Origin of the sequence: Phycicoccus avicenniae (assembly GCF_050496545.1) — a bacterium.
Taxonomy (GTDB): domain Bacteria; phylum Actinomycetota; class Actinomycetes; order Actinomycetales; family Dermatophilaceae; genus Phycicoccus; species Phycicoccus avicenniae_A.
This window is the reverse complement of sequence record NZ_JBNVZV010000015.1, coordinates 60,396-77,586: the sequence shown is the minus strand read 5'-3', so window position 1 is coordinate 77,586 and position 17,191 is coordinate 60,396. Positions and strand designations below refer to the sequence as shown.

Here is a 17,191-nt window from a genome sequence, read left to right as displayed (position 1 = left end):
CCCACCGCACACCGTGGCCGCGTCCCCGCCCGTCGCGCGAGGCCGCCGCCCGGCGCGGGGCCCGGCGCGGGGTCTCGCCACCTGCCCCGCGCCGCCGCGACCCTAGGGGCGTCCCGGGCGGAGCTGCCCGGGCCCCGACCCTGGAGGTGTCCGTGAGCAACGAGGCTCGCACGCAGACCGAGGACCCGTACCTCGCGCTGCAGTCCACGTCGGAGTTCCAGGAGCTGCGCCGCAAGTTCCGCGGGTTCGTCTTCCCGATGACGGCGTTCTTCCTCGCCTGGTACTTCCTCTACGTCCTGCTGTCGATCTTCGCGCCCGGGTTCATGGGCACCAAGGTCTTCGGCACCATCACCATCGGCCTGCTCTTCGGGCTCGGCCAGTTCGTGACGACGTTCGCGATCACGATCATCTACTCGCGCTGGGCCACGCGTGAGTTCGACCCGGCCGCCGACGCCCTCGGCGCCCGCCTCGACGCCGACGCCGCGAAGGAGCACTGACCATGGCGCTCACCCTCCCGATGGCCGACGCGGCCACGACGGTCGGCTCGCCGGCCCTGAACATCGGCATCTTCGCGGCCTTCGTCGTCGTCACGCTCGTCATCGTCATCCGCGTCGCCGCGGGCAAGAAGACGGCCGAGCAGTACTACACCGCCGCCGGCGCCTTCAACGGCCGCCAGAACGGCATCGCCATCGCCGGCGACTACCTCTCGGCCGCGAGCTTCCTCGGCATCGCCGGGGCCATCGCGCTCCAGGGCTACGACGGCTTCCTCTACTCGATCGGATTCCTCGTCGCCTGGCTCGTCGCCCTGCTGCTCGTCGCCGAGCTGCTGCGCAACACCGGCCGGTTCACGATGGCCGACGTCCTCTCCTACCGGCTCAAGCAGCGCCCGGTGCGCATCGCGACGGCCATCTCGGTCATCGCCGTGTCGTTCTTCTACCTGCTCGCCCAGATGGCCGGCGCCGGTGGCCTCGTGTCGCTGCTGCTCGGCATCTCCGGGGAGTTCGCGCAGGACCTCGTCATCGCCATCGTCGGCGTCATCATGATCGCCTACGTGCTCATCGGCGGGATGAAGGGCACGACCTGGGTGCAGATCATCAAGGCGATCCTGCTCATCGCGGGCACGGCCGTCATCACCGTCTGGGTCCTCGGCAAGTACGGCTTCAACCCGAGCTCGCTGTTCCAGGCCGCGGCCGACAACTCGCCGAAGGCGGGCGAGAAGCTCTTCGAGCCCGGCCTGAAGTACGGCAAGAACCTCACGACGAAGATCGACTTCATCTCGCTGTCGATGGCCCTCGTGCTCGGCACCGCCGGCCTGCCGCACGTGCTGCAGCGCTTCTACACGGTCCCGACGAGCAAGCAGGCCCGCAAGTCGGTCGAGTGGGCCATCTGGCTCATCGGCGGCTTCTACCTGCTGACCCTCGTCGTCGGCTACGGCGCCGCCGCCCTCGTCGGCCCGGACACCATCAACGCCGCCCCGGGCAAGGCCAACGCGGCCGCGCCGCTGCTCGCCTACGAGCTCGGCGGGTCGGTGCTGCTCGGCATCATCTCCGGTGTCGCGTTCGCGACGATCCTCGCGGTCGTCGCCGGCCTGACCATCACGACGTCGGCGACCTTCGCCCACGACCTCTACAAGGAGGTCTTCAAGCGGGGCCAGGGCAGCCAGGAGCAGGAGGTGCGGGTCGCCCGCATCGCCGCGATCGTCATCGGCGTCGTCGCGATCGTCGGCGGCATCTTCGCCAAGAGCCAGAACATCGCCTTCCTCGTGGCGCTGGCCTTCGCCGTCGCGGCCTCGGCCAACCTGCCGACGATCCTCTACTCGCTGTTCTGGAAGGGCTTCAACACCCGCGGTGCCCTGTTCTCCATCTACGGCGGTCTCATCAGCGCGATCGGCCTGATCATCTTCAGCCCTGTCGTGTCCGGCAAGCCGCCGCTGGAGCCGGGCGGGCCCAGCCAGTCGATGATCCAGAACACGGCGATCGACTTCCACTGGTTCCCGCTCGACAACCCGGGCCTGGTCTCCATCCCGCTCGCGTTCTTCCTCGGCTGGCTCGGCTCGGTGACGAGCAAGGAGCACAACGCCGCGAAGTACGCCGAGATGGAGGTGCGCAGCCTCACCGGCCACGGGGTCGGGGCGGCGGTCGACCACTGAGCCGGTCGGGTCCGGGGCTGCACCCGGACCCGACCACCCCGACGGCAGCGGCCGCGGAGCGGGTCATCCCCTCCGCGGCCGCTGCACGTCGTCCGGAGGTATCGCGACGGCGCCGCGGCGCTCCTCATCGGTGCCGACCGCACCGAAGGAGCACGCCATGTCCAGCACCTCCCGCACCCGCCGGGCCACCATCGCCCTGGCCGCCGCAGCGGCCCTCTGCACGACCTCCGCGGTCGCGGCCGGCCCGGCCTCGGCCGCCACCTGCGCCGTCACGTGGGGCTCGCTCGCGAAGACCTCGGCCCCGATGGCCGGCGGCCGCGTGGCCGCCGTCCGGGCTGGCACCCAGACCTGCTTCGACCGGCTGGTCGTCGACCTCACCGGCCCCGCCCCGGGCTACGACGTCCGCTACGTCACCACCGTGCTCGCCGAGGGGTCCGGCGCGCCCGTGCCCGTGGCGGGCGGGGCGCGGCTGGCCGTCGTCGTCCGCACGGGCGCCACCAGCGTGCCGGCGATGCCGTCCGTGGCCGGCTACCCGACCTTCCGCCAGGTCCGCTGGGCGGGCTCGTTCGAGGGGCAGAGCACGCTCGCGCTCGGGGTCCGCGCGCGGCTGCCGTTCCGGGTGTTCACGCTCGCCGGGCCGGGTACCGGCAGCCGGCTCGTCGTCGACGTCGCCCACTCATGGTGACCGGGCCGGGGGTCAGACGGTGGCGGCCGCCTCGGACCGGAGCCGGGCGGCGAGGTCGTCGTCGACGGTCGCGAAGAACTGCCCGACGACGTCCTCGAGGTGCGCCACGCTGTCGGCCCGGAAGAGCACCGGCTGGTACGCGGTGATGTCGTAGTTGAGCGTGCCCATGACGGCGAGGTCGAGCGGACGGATGTCCATGTGCCCGAACTCGTCCATCTCGCCGTAGCTGCTGAGGATGCCGGCGCCGTAGGCCTTGAGGTCGTCGCCGTCGGCCATCACGCCGAACTCCATCGAGAACCAGAAGACGTCGGCGACGAACTTGACGGCGTCGTCGGTCTCGAGGCGCAGGCTGGCCTGCCCGGCGGCCTCGGTGACCGCGGCGAAGCGGGGGCTCGCGAGCTGGTTCCCGTGGCCGACGACCTCGTGGATGATGTCCGGCTCAGGCGTGTAGAGCGGCTGGCTGCCGTGGCGCAGGTACTGCGTGGAGTTGAAGGTGCGGCGGCCGAGGTCGCCGTAGAAGTCGCGCAACGCCACGAGGCCGGGCGCGCAGGTGTAGGACCAGCCGGTGAGGGGCTGCAGGCGCTCGGTGACCTCGCTGAGCTGCGGCACGTGGTCGGTCGGGAGGCCGAGGGCGGCCTTGCCGGCGAGGAACTCGGGGTGGGCGTACCGCTCGTGCTTCGGCGCGAGCTCGGCGCAGACCGTGCGCCAGATGCCGTGCTCCTCGGCGGTGTAGTCGACGTGCGGCACGGGCTCGCCGGCACGGTGCGCGAGCGACACCCCCGCGATCTCGCCGCGGCGGGCCAGGTAGGCCTCGTCGTGCAGCCCGGGGTGGTTGTCGGCCAGGTGCACCTGCACCGTCCCGTCGGCGTCGGTCGTGACGGCCGAGTAGAGCTGTCCCTCCTCGAACACCGCGCTCACCTCCTCGTGAGTGGTCGTGGCCTCGTGGGCCGGACCCCCACGGAAGCACGGGACCGCGCAGGATGGAACCGATGGCGTGTCGCGTGGGCAACCAGCGCACAGTCTGGCCGACCCTTCCGGCGAGTCGCTATACAACGTGCACAGACGGGAGCGCAGCGCCGACGACCGGCTCCGGCATCGGCCGGACGGCCGGTCCGGCACCGGATCGACCCACGCGCCGTCGCCCCCGGTCCTAGCGTCGGGAGCGCCGGCGCCGAACCCCGCAGGAGGCCCTCGCCATGCGCACCAGCCGACGCACCCGCGTCCGCGTCGTCGTCGTCCTCGCCGCGGCCGCGCTCCTCGCCCCGACCACCGGAGCATCCGGTCAGGTGCTCCCGGTGTCGGGCCACCCCGCCGCCACCACCGCCACCCCATCGGCCGCCGCCGTCCCCGTGACGACCGTCCTCTCGCCGACCGTCCTGCCGGCGACCGGCCCCGACCTGCCCAACCCGCTGCGCGGGCAGTACCGCTGGATGGGCTACCCGTCCCAGCCCTCGACCTGGCCGGCCCCGGACTACTACGAGCGCGACCGCAGCTACTGGGGACGCCTCGAGCCCACCCGTGGCAGCTACGACCTGCGCACCCTCGACGCCGCGCTGGCCGAGGCCGGCGCGACCCGCGGCAAGCTCGGCTTCCGCGTCATGGCCTACTGCCCCGGCTGCTGGATGGACTCGCGCCCCGACCTGCCCCCGGTCGTCCCCGACTGGATGCCCGTCCAGCCCGGCACCCGCATCCCCGCGTGGGACGACGAGGCCTTCCTCACCGCCTGGGAGGACCTCATGGCCGAGCTCGGCCGGCGCTACGCCGCTGACCCCCGCCTCGGCTACGTCGACGTCGGCGGCTTTGGCGCCTACGGCGAGTGGATGGAGGCCGGCACGACCATCAGCGACGCGAGCGCGCTGCGTGTCATCGGGGCGGTCGCGCGAGCCTTCCCGGACCGGCACGTCCTGCTCAGCGCGGTCACCGTCTACACACGGCCGGCCCTCCTGCAGCAGGCGCTCGACCGCTGGCCCAACCTCGGGCTGCGCAGCGACTGCCTGGGGCAGAGCGGGATGCAGGTGCCGTCGGCGACCTTCGCCGACCTCTGGCGCACCCGGCCGTTCTTCACCGAGTGGTGCACCGGCGCCGACCCCGCGCTCGGGCGCGACCAGGTGCGCACGCACCACGTGTCGACGACCTCGAGCCACAACATGCGCCTCACCTACGAGCAGATGACCGCCGCCCAGCGCGCCGCGTACGAGGCGGCGGTGCGCGCCTCCGGGTACCGGTACGCCGTCACGCGGGCGGCGCTCGGGCCGGCGATACCCGGCGGGTCGGCGCGCGTCGACCTCACGGTGACGAACACCGGCGTCGCCCCGACGTACGAGCGCTGGAGCACCCGGCTCGTCCTCACCGACGCGGCGGGCACGCGGGTCGCGACCCTGCCCCTCACGCTCGACCTGCGGTCCGTGCTGCCCGGGACGAGCACCGTCTCGAGCACCGTGGCGGTACCCGTGCTGGCACCGGGCCGGTACACCGCACGGGTCGAGGTGGTCGACCCCACCGGCTACTCCGCACCCCTGAACCTCGCGAACGCCGGGCGGGCACCCGACGGCTCCTACTCGCTCGGCACGCTGCCCGTCGGGGTGCCGGCCGCTGGCTCCTGGCCACGCGACGTGACCGGCGACGGGGCGGCCGACCTGCTGGCCGTCGAGTCGGCCACCGGCGCGCTGCGGGTCTACCGCGGCACCGGCACCGGCGGGTTCCTCACTCCGCAGCGGCTCACCCAGGACTGGCGCGCGTACGCCCGCGTGCTCACGGCCGGTACGTGGGACGCCGACACCGTCTCCGACCTCCTCGTGCAGGACCGCGCCGGCGGCCTGTTCCTGCGACGGGGGCTCGGCGACGGCACCTTCGCGGCACCGGCGCGCATCGGCACCGGGTGGCAGGTCTTCGACCGCCTCGTCCCCGTGGGTGACTTCGACGGGGACGGCGCGCCCGACCTGCTCGCCCGCCGGCCGGACGGGACCCTCCATCTCTACCGCGGCGACGGGGCCGGCGGCTTCGCCGCACCGACCTCGCGCCGGGTCGGTTCCGGGTGGCAGGCGTTCACGGCGGTCCTCGGCGCGGGCGACCTCGACGGCGACGGTCACGCCGACGTCCTCGCCCGCACCCGCACGGGCGCCCTGTACCTGTACCGGGGGGACGGCCGGGGCGGATGGCTCCCTCGACGGGTGGTGGGCAGCGGCTGGCAGGGGTTCACCGCCCTGACGACGGTCGGCGACCTCGACGGTGACGGTGCGGGCGACGTGCTCGCCCGCGACACCGCCGGACTGCTGTGGCTCTACCCCGGTGACGGTCGCGGCGGCTGGGAGCCGCGCCGACGGGTCGGTTCGGGGTGGCAGGTCTTCTCGACCCTCCTCCTCTGAGCCGCTCGCCCGCTCGCCCGCTCGTCGCCCCGCCGGGCCGCTGGGCGCTCCCCCGCCTGTCGGACGGTTGCCTCGCGCGCCGTCGTCGGGTTGGCTGGGCGCGTACCGACTCTCGACGACGAGGAGACCCCGCCGTGACCGACGACAGCCTGTCGAGCCACCTGCACGAGATGGACCTGAGCCCCGACCCGGCGTTCACCGAGCAGGCCAACGGCACCGCCGCGATGTACGACGAGGCGGCCGACGACCACGAGGGCTTCTGGGCACGGCAGGCGCGCGAGCGCATCAGCTGGGCGAAGGACTTCGAGCAGACCCTCGACTGGAGCGGTGCGCCCTTCGCGAAGTGGTTCGTCGGCGGCGAGCTCAACGTCGCGTACAACTGCGTCGACCGGCACGTCGAGGCCGGCAACGGCGAGCGCGTCGCCATCCACTTCGAGGGCGAGGGCGGCGACACCCGCACCATCACCTACGCCGACCTCCAGCGCGAGGTCTCCAAGGCGGCCAACGCGCTCGAGTCGCTCGGCGTCGCCACCGGCGACCGGGTCGCGGTCTACATGCCGATGATCCCCGAGACGGTCTTCACGATGCTCGCCTGCGCGCGCATCGGCGCCCCGCACTCCGTGATCTTCGGCGGGTTCTCGGCCGAGGCCCTGCACACCCGCATCGCCGACGCCGAGGCCAAGGTCGTCGTCACCACCGACGGCCAGTGGCGCCGCGGCAAGCCCGCTCCCCTCAAGGCCGCCGTCGACGCCGCGATCCACCACGGCGATGACGAGTCCCCCGTCGAGAAGGTGCTCGTGGTCAAGCGCACGGACACCGAGGTCGAGTGGGACGACTCCCGCGACGTCTGGTGGCACGACCTCGTCGAGGGCCAGCCCGACACGCACGAGGCGCAGCCGATGGACAGCGAGCACCCGCTGTTCATCCTCTACACCTCGGGCACCACCGGGAAGCCGAAGGGCATCTTCCACACCACCGGTGGCTACCTCACCCAGGCCGCGTACACGAACGCCGTCGTCCACGACGTGCACCCCGAGACCGACGTCTACTGGTGCACCGCCGACGTCGGCTGGGTCACCGGCCACAGCTACATCGTCTACGGCCCGCTGGCCAACGGCGCCACGCAGGTGCTCTACGAGGGCACCCCGGACACGCCGCACCAGGGCCGCTGGTGGGAGCTCGTCGAGAAGTACAAGGTCTCGATCCTCTACACCGCGCCCACAGCCATCCGCACCTTCATGAAGTGGGGCGCCGACATCCCGGCGAAGTTCGACATGTCCTCGATCCGCGTGCTCGGGTCGGTCGGCGAGCCGATCAACCCCGAGGCCTGGCTCTGGTACCGCAAGCACGTCGGCGGCGACAAGGCGCCCATCGTCGACACGTGGTGGCAGACCGAGACCGGCGCGATCATGATCAGCCCGCTGCCCGGCGTCACCACGCTCGAGCCGGGCTCGGCCCAGAAGCCCATCCCGGGCGTCTCCGCCGAGATCCTCGACGACGACGGCAACCCCTTCACCGAGGCCGAGAAGGTCGGCTACCTCGTGCTCACCAAGCCGTGGCCGTCGATGCTGCGCGGCATCTGGGGCGACCCCGAGCGCTACAAGGAGACGTACTGGAGCCGCTTCGGGCCGAAGTACTACTTCGCCGGTGACGGCGCCAAGTACGACGAGAAGGGCAACATCTGGCTGCTCGGCCGGGTCGACGACGTCATGAACGTCTCCGGCCACCGGCTCTCGACCGCCGAGATCGAGTCGGCGCTCGTGTCGCACCCGTCCGTCGCCGAGGCCGCGGTGGTCGGCGCCACCGACGAGACCACCGGCCAGGCTGTCTGCGCGTTCGTCATCCTGCGCGGCGACGCGGTCGACAACGGCGAGGAGACGGTCCAGGAGCTGCGCAACCACGTGGCCAAGGAGATCGGCCCGATCGCCAAGCCGCGCCAGGTGATGATCGTCCCCGAGCTCCCGAAGACGCGCTCGGGCAAGATCATGCGCCGGCTGCTCAAGGACGTCGCCGAGAACCGCGAGGTCGGCGATGTCACGACGCTCGCCGACAGCTCGGTGATGAGCCTCATCAAGGAGGGCATGACGAGCGGCTCGTCCGACTGACGGACCGCTGACCGGGGACGGGGTACCGCGCGATGACGCCGCGGCACCCCGTCCGCGGCGCCCGGGCCCGGACCGTCCCACGAGCCGGCGCCCCGTCCGGTGGTCGGCACGGCATCGATAGACTGGGACGCGGTGCGCCGGGAAGTCTGGTCGGCAACGACCTCGCCGCGCCCGCCCGCGGCCCGCCCCGCCCCAGGAGCCGCCCGATGAGCCACTCCCCGCCCCCCGGCACCCCGCACGGCAGCAACCGTCTCCTCGGCCGTCCGTCGTGGACCGAGGCCCGCCACGTCGCCGACCTCCTGCGCACCGAGACCATCGGCGGCGCGGTGCTGCTCGTCGCCGCCGTCGTCGCCATCGTCCTGGCCAACAGCCCGCTCGCCGACACGTACTTCTCGTTGCGCGACACCGAGATCGGCACCGAGTGGGGCCACCTCCGCCTGTCCGTCGGGCACTGGGCCGCGGACGGGCTGCTCGCGATCTTCTTCTTCGTCGCCGGTCTCGAGCTCAAGCGCGAGTTCCTCGTCGGCGACCTCCGATCGCCCGCCAAGGCCGCCGTCCCCGTGATCGCCGCGTTCTGCGGGGTCGCCGTCCCGGCGCTGGTGTTCGCCGGCACCGTGACCGTGATGGGCGCCGACGGTGACGCCCTGCGGGGCTGGGCGATCCCCACCGCCACCGACATCGCCTTCGCGCTCGCCGTGCTGGCGGTCATCGGCTCGCACCTGCCGTCCGGGCTCCGCTCGTTCCTCCTGACCCTCGCCGTCGTCGACGACCTCATCGCCATCACGATCATCGCGATCTTCTACACCGCCGACCTCGAGGTCGCCCCGCTGCTCTGGGCGCTCCTGCCGCTCGCCGCCTTCGCCGCGCTGACCCAGCGCCGCATCACGCCGTGGTGGCTGCTGCTGCCGCTCGCCGGCGCCACCTGGGCGCTGGTCCACGCCTCCGGGGTGCACGCCACGGTGGCCGGCGTCCTCCTCGGGCTCGTGGTGCCGGTCAAGCCCCGCCGCCGCGGCGTCCCGGCCGTGAGCACCCTGTCCGCCGACACCGACGTCGCGCACCGCTTCGAGCACCGCATCCGCCCCCTGTCGGCCGGGGTCGCCGTGCCGGTGTTCGCCTTCTTCGCCTCGGGCGTCGCGGTGCTCGGCGGCGGCTTCGGCGAGACCCTGCGCGACCCGGTGGCCGTCGGGGTGGTCCTCGGGCTGGTCGTCGGCAAGCTCGTCGGCGTGCTCGGATCGACCTACCTCGTGGCCCGCTTCACCCGGGCCCGGCTCGACGACGACCTCGCGTGGTCCGACATCGCCGGGCTGGCGATCCTCACGGGGGTCGGTTTCACGGTCTCCCTCCTCGTGGGCGAGCTCGCCTTCGGGGCGGGGTCGGAGCGCGACGAGCACGTGAAGCTCGGCATCCTCATCGGGTCGCTCCTGGCCGCGCTGCTCGCCTCGGCGGTCCTGCGGCGCCGCAACGCGGTGTACCGGCGCATCCACGAGCACGAGACGAACGACGCCGACGGCGACGGCGTGCCCGACGCCTGGGACGACGTGCCGGGACCCGGGACCTCCGCCACTCGGTAAGGTCGGGTCCGACGGCCCTGACGTGGGACGACGACGAGTGAGGCGAGGGCGATGGCACCCGAGAGCAACGAGCGCACGATCGGTCAGCTCGTGGCCGATGCCACGCACGACCTGCAGGGCATCGTGCGCGGCGAGATCGCGCTCGCCAAGGCCGAGGTCGCCCAGGGCGCCAAGGTCATCGGGAAGGGCGCCGGGATGTTCGCCGGCGCCGCCTTCCTCGGTCTGCTCGGCCTGATCTTCCTCTTCCACACCCTCGCCAACGTCGTCGCGATCTGGCTGCCGGTCTGGGCGGGCTACCTCGTCGTCACGGTGCTGCTGCTCGTCCTCGCGGGCGTGCTGGCCCTGCTCGGGAAGAGCGCGATGCAGAAGGCCAAGCCGGCGCCCGAGCGGGCGATCGAGCAGGGCAAGGAGACCATCGCGGCCCTCAAGCGCGAGGGCTGAGCGCGGCCGCCGCCGTCCTCACTCGCGGACGCAGCGCCCGGAGGAGACCGTCGTGCCGTCGACCGACGCGCCGCTGAGCACCGGCGAGAGCACGCCGAGGGTCATCGCGTAGCCGGTCTGTGGGTCGTCGAGCGAGGTGGCGAAGACCATCCCCACGACGTCGCCGGCCGGGTCGAGCACCGGCCCGCCCGAGGCACCCTTGCGCACCGTGGCGCGCAGCGAGTACGTCTCGCGGGTGACGCCCGGGTCGCCGTAGATGTCGGCACCCCGGGCCTGCAGGACGGCGCGTACGCGGGCGGCGCCGACGTACAGCCCGGCGTCGCCCGGGAACCCGGCCACGACCGCGCCGTCACCCCGCTCCAGCTCGGCACCGCGGGGCAGGACCGGGGCCCGGAGCCCGGGCGCCGAGAGCACGGCGACGTCGCGGTCGGGGTCGAAGGCCACGACCCGCGCCCGCACCTCGGGGCCGGTTCCCTTGACGCTCAACCGGATGCTGCGCGAGCCGGCCACGACGTGGGCGTTGGTGACGACGAGGCCGCGCGCGGCGACCCATCCGCTGCCGACCTGGGTCTGGCCGCAGCGCGGGGCGTCGGCGCGCACGTGGATGACCGACGCCAGGGCCGAGGAGACCTCGGGGTCGCGGAGCAGGGCCTGGTCGGGCGCGAGGACGGCGCTGATCGGCTCGGGGCCGAGGCCCTCGAAGACGCGGGGGAAGCCACCGCGGTCCAGCGCGCGGGTGACCTCGTCGACGAGCCGGCCCGCCGAGGGCGGCACGACGGAGTCGACCGCCTGCACGACCGTCGACTGCGCCACGGCCCGCCGCAGCGGCTGCGGGCCGCTCGTGCGCAGCGCCCCGGCGACGACCCAGACCACGAGCGTCGAGGCGACGAGCACCGCCACGGCCCCGAGCGCGTTGTCGGCGAGGGCGAGACCGTTGGTGCTGATGACCCGCCGCACCCGCGAGGCGACGAGGAGCATCAGCCACTGCCCGAGGGTCGCGAGGACGAGGACGACGGCGAGGACCACGAGCGTGCCGAGCGGGGTCGCGAGGTCGAGGCCGGCGTGCTGCTCGAGGAGGTCGGGCGCGAACCGCACGCCGAGGAAGGCGCCGGCGACGAGCCCGGCGAGCCCGAGGACCGCGCCGACGAGGCCCTGGCGCCAGCCGCTCCAGGTGTAGGCGAGCAGGACGAGCGCGAGGACGACGTCGAGGACGGTCGAGCCCGTCACGCGGAGTCCTCGGCGCCGCGCTCGCGCATCCACGGCGACATGACCCGCTCGGGCAGCTCGCGCTCGACGCCGGTGTCCCACGGCTCGGTGAGCCCGGCGAGGTCGAGGACGGCGTCGAGGAGCATCGCGGTGAAGCCCCAGACGAAGAGCCCCTGCACCTCGAAGCCGGGCCCGCGGTAGGGGCCGAAGACGGCGGTGAACCGCCGGCCGGGGTCGAGGAGGTCGGTGAGCGGGACGCGGGCCACGCGGGCGACCTCGGCGCGGTCGACGACGCCGACCGGCACCGGCTCGCGCCACCAGCCGATGACCGGGGTCACGGCGCTGCTGCTCGGGGCGAGGTGGAGGGCCGGCCAGGTGGCCAGCACCTCGACACCGGCCGGCTCGAGGCCGACCTCCTCCTGCGCCTCGCGCAGGGCGGCGTCGACCGGGCCGTCGTCCTCGGGGTCGAGCCGGCCGCCGGGGAAGGACACCTGCCCGGGGTGCGAGCGCAGCGTGTGCGCGCGCTCGGTGAGCAGGACGTCGAGGGCGCCGTCGGCCCCGGCGCCGAAGAGCACGAGGACGGCCGAGTGCCGGACGCCGGTGTCGGGCGCCGGGTGCTCGACGAACCAGGGGTGCTCACCGAGGTCCGCACGAGCGGCGAGCCGGGTCAGCCACTCGGGGGCCGGGGTCATGGCGTCATCGTAGGCACGCGGTCTGGGTGGCGGCTGGGGACCGCGAGGACGCCGTCCGGACGGCCGGAGGCGGGGTCGGCCGCTCAGGCGTCGTCGGGGAGGGGGCCCGGCGGCGGGTCCGGGAGCGGGGCACCGGGGGCCAGCTCGAACTTCAGGAGCTTCGCGGCCTTCTCGGGGTCGGTCTCGCCCTCGCCGTACGCCGGGCACCAGCGGGTGAGCGGGCAGGCGCCGCAGGCCGGCTTGCGAGCGAAGCAGGTGCGCCGGCCGTGGAAGACCACGACGTGGCTGAACATCGTCCAGTCGGCCTTCGGGATGAGGGCGGCGATGTCGGCCTCGACCTTGACGGGATCGGTCTGCTGCGTCAGCCCCCACCGGCGGACCAGCCGTCCGAAGTGCGTGTCGACGGTCAGCCCCGGGACGCCGAAGGCGTTGCCGAGGACGACGTTGGCGGTCTTGCGGCCGACGCCGGGCAGGGTCACGAGGTCCTCGAGCCGGCCGGGCACCTCGCCGTCGTACCGCTCCACGATCGCCTGGGCGAGGGTGATGACCGAGTTCGTCTTGGCCCGGAAGAAGCCGGTGGGCTTGAGGACGGCCTCCATCTCCTCGCGGTCGGCGGCCGCGAGCGCCTCCGCCGTGGCCCAGCGCGAGAAGAGGGTGGGGGTGACGGTGTTGACCATGACGTCGGTGGTCTGGGCCGAGAGCACCGTGGCGACGAGCAGCTGGAGCGGGGTCTCGAAGTCGAGCTCGCAGTGGGCGTACGGGTAGCGCTCGTGGAGGGCCCGCGAGATGCGGCGGGCGCGACGGGTGCGGGCGACGGGCGACTCCTCGCCGGTGGCCGCGCGACGGACGGCGGGCGAGGGGCGGACGGGCACGGCGACAGCCTACGGTCCGGTCCCGACACCCCTTCGGGACCACACCGCGCGGGGCGGTCCGGTGGCGCGCCGCACCACCCGGCGTGACCTGCCCGTTCTGGCACACTGTGCGTCGTGGACCACGACGTCGTGCGGAAAGCCCCGCTGTTCTCGCCCCTGGACGACCAGGCGGCCGAGACCCTCATCTCGACGATGAGCGCCTCCCGCCTCGAGCGTGGCGACGTCCTGTTCCACGAGGGCGACCAGGGCGACCGGCTCTACGTCATCGCCGAGGGCAAGATCAAGCTCGGCCGCACCAGCACCGACGGCCGCGAGAACCTGCTGGCCATCCTCGGACCCGGCGAGATGTTCGGCGAGCTCTCGCTCTTCGACCCCGGGCCCCGCACGGCCACCGCCACCGCCGTCGCCGAGACCCAGCTCGTCTCGATGGGCCAGGACCAGCTGCGCGACGTGCTGCACCAGCGGCCCGGCGTGGCGCTCACGCTGCTCAGCGCGCTGGCCCGCCGGCTGCGCCGCACCAACGACGTGCTCGCCGACCTCGTGTTCACCGACGTGCCCGGCCGCGTCGCCAAGGCCCTGCTCGACCTCGCCAAGCGCTTCGGCAGGCCGGTCGACGAGGGCGTGATGGTGGCCCACGACCTCACCCAGGAGGAGCTCGCCCAGCTGGTCGGCGCCTCCCGCGAGACGGTCAACAAGGCGCTCGCCGACTTCGCCTCGCGCGGCTGGCTGCGCCTCGAGGCCCGCGCGGTCCTCCTCATGGACATCGAGCGCCTGCGCCGCCGCGCCCGCTGACCCCCGTCAGCCCCAGGCCACCCCGAGGTGGTCGAGCTGGGCGCGGATCGACATCCTGGCCGCCGGCCACACCTCCTGCGGCACCTCCGCGTAGACCCGCGTCAGCACGCCCTCGACGGGGTCCGCCTCCTGCACCGCGCCGTCGGCGAGGGCCTGGCGCACCTGCTCGAGCCGCTCGGCGCGGTGGGTCCGGTAGAAGGCGACCATTGCGCTCGCATCGGGGACGACGGGCCCGTGGCCGGGGAGGATGCGCGTCACGTCGCCGCCGCCGGTGAGCGTGGCGATGCGCTCGAGAGAGTGCAGGTAGGCGCCGAGCTCGCCGTCGGGGTGGGCGACGACGGTGGTGCCGCGGCCGAGGACGGTGTCGCCGGTCAGCAGGGCGTGGTCGGCGGGGAGGGCGAAGGAGATCGAGTCGCTCGTGTGGCCGGGGGTCGCGACGACCCGCAGGTCCAGGCCGCCGGTGGTCACGCGGTCGCCGTCGCCCAGGTCGTCGTGGCCGGTGCCGACCGCGCGCGTGGGGGCACCGGTCAGCTCGGCGAAGCGGGGGGCGCCCTCGGCGTGGTCGTGGTGGCCGTGGGTGAGGACGGTGAGGCCCACGCGGGCTCCACGCTCCTCGACGTGGGCGAGCACGGCCCGCAGGTGCTGCTCGTCGAGCGGTCCGGGGTCGATGACGACCGCCTCGGCGGCACCCGGCTCGAGGAGGACCCAGGTGTTGGTGCCGTCGAGGGTCATCGGGCCGGGGTTCGGGGCGAGCACGCAGTGCGCCCGCTCGGTGACGGGTCCGCCGGCCCAGGGGTCGCGCGCGGACGGCGGCGGCGAGGCGCTCATCCGGCCACTCTAGGCCGGTCGCACGGACAGGCAGAAGAGACCCGCGAGGCCTTCCGGGACCCCGGCGAGCGCCTTCTGCCTGTCGGTCGACCCGCCTGTGGATGACGAGCCAAGGACCGACGCCGGCCCGGTCATGCTGGAGCGATGACCTCGGTGGCCGAGACCCTGCGCCGGCTCGGCGGCTGCGCCACCTGGACCGAGCTCCGTGGGGCGCACTCCGCGAGGGCGCTGCGGCGCGCCTGCGCGTCGGGGTCCGTGGTGCGCACGGCCCGCGGTCGCTACTCGCTGCCCGAGGTCGACGAGCATCGGGCCCTCGCGGCAGCTCGCACGGCGACCCTGTCGCACCTCTCGGCGGCGCTGGCGCACGGCTGGAAGGTCAAGACCGTCCCGGACTGCGCGTGGGTGACCGTCCGCCGCAAGCGCCGGCTGCGGCCGGCGGATCGGGAAGGCATCCGCCCCCACTGGCACGACCTCACAGAGGCCGAGCTGGCCGCCGGGGTCACCGCCCCGGTCCGAACCGTCCTCGACTGCGCTCGCGTGCTGCCCTTCGACGAGGCCCTCGCCGTGGCGGACTCCGCCGTGCGCGCAGGGGCCGTGTCCCTCGGGGAGCTGCGCGAGGCCGCAGGGTCGACGCGTGGTCCCGGCGCCACCGCCGCGCGTCGTGTGGCCCGCCACGCCGACGGGCGCGCCGCCAACCCCTTCGAGTCCGTGCTGAGGGCGCTGGCCCTCGAGGTCGGGCTCGTGCTGACGCCCCAGCTGGTCATCGCCGAGCCGGGCCTGTTCGCCGTGGTCGACCTGGGCAGTGAGGAGCTCCGGCTGGCGGTCGAGGCCGACGGCTTCGAGACGCACGGCACCCGTCGCGGGCTGCGCAAGGACTGCCGACGACACACCGAGCTCGCCGTCCACGCGTGGTCATCGCTCCGGTATGTCTACGAGGACGTGATGTTCGAGCAGGAGTGGACCTGCTGGACGCTGCGGTCGTGGGCGGACGTCCGCGCCGGACGACCGGTGTCGTCGCCGCCGCTGCGAGCGCAGGGACCGGCAGAAGCGGCGTGACTGCGCCTGGGACAGGCCCGTGGGGCGGCTCTGCCTGTCGCAGCGGCCGCTCAGGGGAGGGCGGTGACGAGGACCGGGGTGCCGTCGGGGGCCTGCTCGAGCACCGGCGTCACCCGGGCGATACGGGGCCGGTCGGCGAGGAAGGCAGCCGCGGAGTCGAACCCGTCCAGCGCCTCGAGCGCCCACACCTGCGGCGGCATCATCCGCACCTCACCCCGCTCGGCGCGCTCCAGAAGCACCGAGGCCCGGGCCCATCCCCCGCCGTCGGACTCGCCGCTGGTCTCCCGCGCCTCCTGGTCGGCCGGCATCCCGGCGGCGAGGATCCAGGTGTCGTAGCGGCGCGGCTCGAAGGCCGGTGTCACCCAGTGCCCGCGCCCGCGCAGGTCGGCAACGGCCACCCGCACCCCGCACTCCTCCTCGACCTCGCGCACCGCCGCGGCCGCGAACGGCGCGGCGTCGGCCACCGACACGCCGAGGTGCGCGGCGAGGTCGGCCAGCCCCGGCGTGGCGACGTCGAGCAGATGGTCCGCCGCGTCCACCCGCCCACCGGGGAAGACGACCATCGACGGCGCGAAGGCCATCGTCGCGACCCGCCGCTGGACGTAGACCTCGGGCCCGGGTGCGGTGTCCCGCACCAGCATCACGGTGGCCGCCGGCCGGGGCTGAACTGCCTCGGGACGCCCGGCCGCGAACCAGGCCTCGGCGCGCTCACGCAGCCCGCCGTCGCGCAGCGGCACCCTGAGCACGGGGCCGCCGGCGCCGCCGTCAGTCGCGGACGTGGACGATCACCTCGACCTCGACGGGGGCGCCGAGCGGCAGCGCCGCGACCCCCACCGCCGAGCGGGCGTGGACACCCTTGTCCCCGAACACCTTCCCGAACAGCTCGCTGGCGCCGTTGATCACACCCGGCTGCCCGGTGAAGGACGGGTCGGACGCGACGAAGCCGACGACCTTGACGACCCGCTCGACGCGGTCGAGGTCGTCGACGACGGACTTCACCGCCGCGATCGCGTTGAGCGCGCAGATCTCGGCCAGCTCGCGGGCGCGGTCCGGCGTCACCAGCCCGACCAGCTCGCCGACCTGGCCCGTCGCCGCGAGCACGCCCTCGACCATCGGCACCTGCCCGGAGACGTAGACGCGCGAGCCGTCGAGCACGGCGGGCACGTACGCGGCCAGGGGAGGCACGACCTCCGGCAGCGTCAGCCCGAGCTCGGCGAGGCGGTCCTCGACGGCGCCCATCCTCAGCCCTTCGCGCGCTTGAGGTAGGCGACGAGGTTGCCCTCGGGCATCACGAGGACCTGGACGAGCTCCCAGCCGTCCTCGCCCCACTGGTCGAGGATCTGCTTCGTCGCGTGGACGATGAGCGGCACGGTCGCGTACTCCCACTTCTGCATGCGCGCCACCCTACCGGCGGCCCGCCGGGGCTACG

At 73.9% G+C, this 17,191-nt stretch carries 17 protein-coding genes; 9 read left to right on the top strand and 8 right to left on the bottom strand.

The annotated features are described in order from the left end of the window. Nucleotides 1-152: 152 nt before the first annotated feature. The 3 genes from ACQZ2A_RS13625 to ACQZ2A_RS13615 all read left to right on the top strand — a co-directional run bounded on the left by ACQZ2A_RS13625 (nt 153) and on the right by ACQZ2A_RS13615 (nt 2,834). Nucleotides 153-497: a DUF485 domain-containing protein gene (locus tag ACQZ2A_RS13625; protein WP_430211966.1), complete on the top strand. Its 345-nt coding sequence runs from the start codon at nt 153-155 to the stop codon at nt 495-497. A gap of 2 nt (nt 498-499) precedes the next feature. Continuing rightward, nucleotides 500-2,149 carry a solute symporter family protein gene (locus tag ACQZ2A_RS13620; RefSeq protein WP_430211964.1) on the top strand — a complete coding sequence of 550 codons (1,650 nt, stop codon included), beginning with the start codon at nt 500-502 and terminating at the stop codon, nt 2,147-2,149. Between the two features lie 157 nt (nt 2,150-2,306). After that, nucleotides 2,307-2,834 (top strand): AMIN-like domain-containing (lipo)protein, encoded by a 528-nt coding sequence (locus tag ACQZ2A_RS13615; RefSeq protein ID WP_430211961.1) that lies wholly within the window; start codon nt 2,307-2,309, stop codon nt 2,832-2,834. A 12-nt stretch (nt 2,835-2,846) separates the two neighbouring features. Here ACQZ2A_RS13615 and ACQZ2A_RS13610 read toward each other — a convergent pair whose 3' ends face one another. Then, complete coding sequence (locus tag ACQZ2A_RS13610; RefSeq protein WP_430211959.1) at nt 2,847-3,743, bottom strand: phenylalanine 4-monooxygenase; 897 nt, start codon at nt 3,741-3,743, stop codon at nt 2,847-2,849. Between the two features lie 287 nt (nt 3,744-4,030). On the opposite strand from ACQZ2A_RS13610, the gene ACQZ2A_RS13605 reads away from it, so the two are divergent. The 4 genes from ACQZ2A_RS13605 to ACQZ2A_RS13590 all read left to right on the top strand — a co-directional run bounded on the left by ACQZ2A_RS13605 (nt 4,031) and on the right by ACQZ2A_RS13590 (nt 10,316). Then, the gene (locus tag ACQZ2A_RS13605; protein WP_430211956.1) at nt 4,031-6,199 is read left to right on the top strand and encodes an FG-GAP-like repeat-containing protein; all 2,169 of its coding nucleotides are present in this window, start codon (nt 4,031-4,033) and stop codon (nt 6,197-6,199) included. Nucleotides 6,200-6,369: 170 nt separating this feature from the next. After that, complete coding sequence (gene acs / locus ACQZ2A_RS13600) at nt 6,370-8,304, top strand: acetate--CoA ligase (RefSeq protein WP_430212021.1); 1,935 nt, start codon at nt 6,370-6,372, stop codon at nt 8,302-8,304. A 206-nt stretch (nt 8,305-8,510) separates the two neighbouring features. Beyond that, complete coding sequence (nhaA, locus tag ACQZ2A_RS13595) at nt 8,511-9,875, top strand: Na+/H+ antiporter NhaA (RefSeq protein ID WP_430211953.1); 1,365 nt, start codon at nt 8,511-8,513, stop codon at nt 9,873-9,875. Nucleotides 9,876-9,926: 51 nt separating this feature from the next. Continuing rightward, the gene (locus tag ACQZ2A_RS13590; protein WP_430211950.1) at nt 9,927-10,316 is read left to right on the top strand and encodes a phage holin family protein; all 390 of its coding nucleotides are present in this window, start codon (nt 9,927-9,929) and stop codon (nt 10,314-10,316) included. A gap of 18 nt (nt 10,317-10,334) precedes the next feature. On the opposite strand, the gene ACQZ2A_RS13585 is transcribed toward ACQZ2A_RS13590, so the two are convergent. The 3 genes from ACQZ2A_RS13585 to nth all read right to left on the bottom strand — a co-directional run bounded on the left by ACQZ2A_RS13585 (nt 10,335) and on the right by nth (nt 13,086). Beyond that, nucleotides 10,335-11,543 (bottom strand): MarP family serine protease, encoded by a 1,209-nt coding sequence (locus ACQZ2A_RS13585; protein ID WP_430211947.1) that lies wholly within the window; start codon nt 11,541-11,543, stop codon nt 10,335-10,337. Then, the gene (locus ACQZ2A_RS13580) at nt 11,540-12,214 is read right to left on the bottom strand and encodes an NUDIX hydrolase (RefSeq protein WP_430211944.1); all 675 of its coding nucleotides are present in this window, start codon (nt 12,212-12,214) and stop codon (nt 11,540-11,542) included. Before ACQZ2A_RS13580 ends, ACQZ2A_RS13585 begins: the two co-directional genes overlap by 4 nt. Nucleotides 12,215-12,297: 83 nt before the next feature. Further along, nucleotides 12,298-13,086: an endonuclease III gene (gene nth, locus ACQZ2A_RS13575; RefSeq protein WP_430211942.1), complete on the bottom strand. Its 789-nt coding sequence runs from the start codon at nt 13,084-13,086 to the stop codon at nt 12,298-12,300. 114 nt (nt 13,087-13,200) lie between these two features. On the opposite strand from nth, the gene ACQZ2A_RS13570 reads away from it, so the two are divergent. Continuing rightward, nucleotides 13,201-13,878, top strand: a complete 678-nt coding sequence (locus ACQZ2A_RS13570) for a Crp/Fnr family transcriptional regulator (protein ID WP_430211939.1) — start codon at nt 13,201-13,203, stop codon at nt 13,876-13,878. A 6-nt stretch (nt 13,879-13,884) separates the two neighbouring features. Here ACQZ2A_RS13570 and ACQZ2A_RS13565 read toward each other — a convergent pair whose 3' ends face one another. Beyond that, complete coding sequence (locus tag ACQZ2A_RS13565) at nt 13,885-14,706, bottom strand: MBL fold metallo-hydrolase (RefSeq protein WP_430211937.1); 822 nt, start codon at nt 14,704-14,706, stop codon at nt 13,885-13,887. 144 nt (nt 14,707-14,850) lie between these two features. On the opposite strand from ACQZ2A_RS13565, the gene ACQZ2A_RS13560 reads away from it, so the two are divergent. Beyond that, nucleotides 14,851-15,762 (top strand): type IV toxin-antitoxin system AbiEi family antitoxin domain-containing protein, encoded by a 912-nt coding sequence (locus ACQZ2A_RS13560; protein WP_430211934.1) that lies wholly within the window; start codon nt 14,851-14,853, stop codon nt 15,760-15,762. A gap of 50 nt (nt 15,763-15,812) precedes the next feature. Here ACQZ2A_RS13560 and ACQZ2A_RS13555 read toward each other — a convergent pair whose 3' ends face one another. The 3 genes from ACQZ2A_RS13555 to ACQZ2A_RS13545 are packed head-to-tail and all read right to left on the bottom strand — an operon-like array spanning nt 15,813 to nt 17,156. Beyond that, on the bottom strand, nt 15,813-16,499 hold the full coding sequence (locus ACQZ2A_RS13555) for an NUDIX hydrolase (protein ID WP_430211931.1): 687 nt from the start codon (nt 16,497-16,499) through the stop codon (nt 15,813-15,815). A 28-nt stretch (nt 16,500-16,527) separates the two neighbouring features. Further along, nucleotides 16,528-17,001, bottom strand: coding sequence for a RidA family protein (locus tag ACQZ2A_RS13550; RefSeq protein WP_430211928.1), 474 nt, complete (start codon nt 16,999-17,001; stop codon nt 16,528-16,530). Between the two features lie 2 nt (nt 17,002-17,003). Beyond that, nucleotides 17,004-17,156: a DUF4177 domain-containing protein gene (locus tag ACQZ2A_RS13545; protein WP_143598344.1), complete on the bottom strand. Its 153-nt coding sequence runs from the start codon at nt 17,154-17,156 to the stop codon at nt 17,004-17,006. Between the last annotated feature and the right edge of the window lie 35 nt (nt 17,157-17,191).

Bases quoted from the DNA above. Each gene is read 5' to 3' on its own strand.
- ACQZ2A_RS13550 (WP_430211928.1), bottom strand. From the start codon at position 17,001: ATGGGCGCCGTCGAGGACCGCCTCGCCGAGCTCGGGCTGACGCTGCCG.
- ACQZ2A_RS13605 (WP_430211956.1), top strand. From the start codon at position 4,031: ATGCGCACCAGCCGACGCACCCGCGTCCGCGTCGTCGTCGTCCTCGCC.
- nhaA (WP_430211953.1), top strand. From the start codon at position 8,511: ATGAGCCACTCCCCGCCCCCCGGCACCCCGCACGGCAGCAACCGTCTC.
- ACQZ2A_RS13565 (WP_430211937.1), bottom strand. From the start codon at position 14,706: ATGAGCGCCTCGCCGCCGCCGTCCGCGCGCGACCCCTGGGCCGGCGGA.
- ACQZ2A_RS13590 (WP_430211950.1), top strand. From the start codon at position 9,927: ATGGCACCCGAGAGCAACGAGCGCACGATCGGTCAGCTCGTGGCCGAT.
- ACQZ2A_RS13615 (WP_430211961.1), top strand. From the start codon at position 2,307: ATGTCCAGCACCTCCCGCACCCGCCGGGCCACCATCGCCCTGGCCGCC.
- acs (WP_430212021.1), top strand. From the start codon at position 6,370: ATGGACCTGAGCCCCGACCCGGCGTTCACCGAGCAGGCCAACGGCACC.
- ACQZ2A_RS13580 (WP_430211944.1), bottom strand. From the start codon at position 12,214: ATGACCCCGGCCCCCGAGTGGCTGACCCGGCTCGCCGCTCGTGCGGAC.
- ACQZ2A_RS13620 (WP_430211964.1), top strand. From the start codon at position 500: ATGGCGCTCACCCTCCCGATGGCCGACGCGGCCACGACGGTCGGCTCG.
- ACQZ2A_RS13545 (WP_143598344.1), bottom strand. From the start codon at position 17,156: ATGCAGAAGTGGGAGTACGCGACCGTGCCGCTCATCGTCCACGCGACG.
- ACQZ2A_RS13560 (WP_430211934.1), top strand. From the start codon at position 14,851: ATGACCTCGGTGGCCGAGACCCTGCGCCGGCTCGGCGGCTGCGCCACC.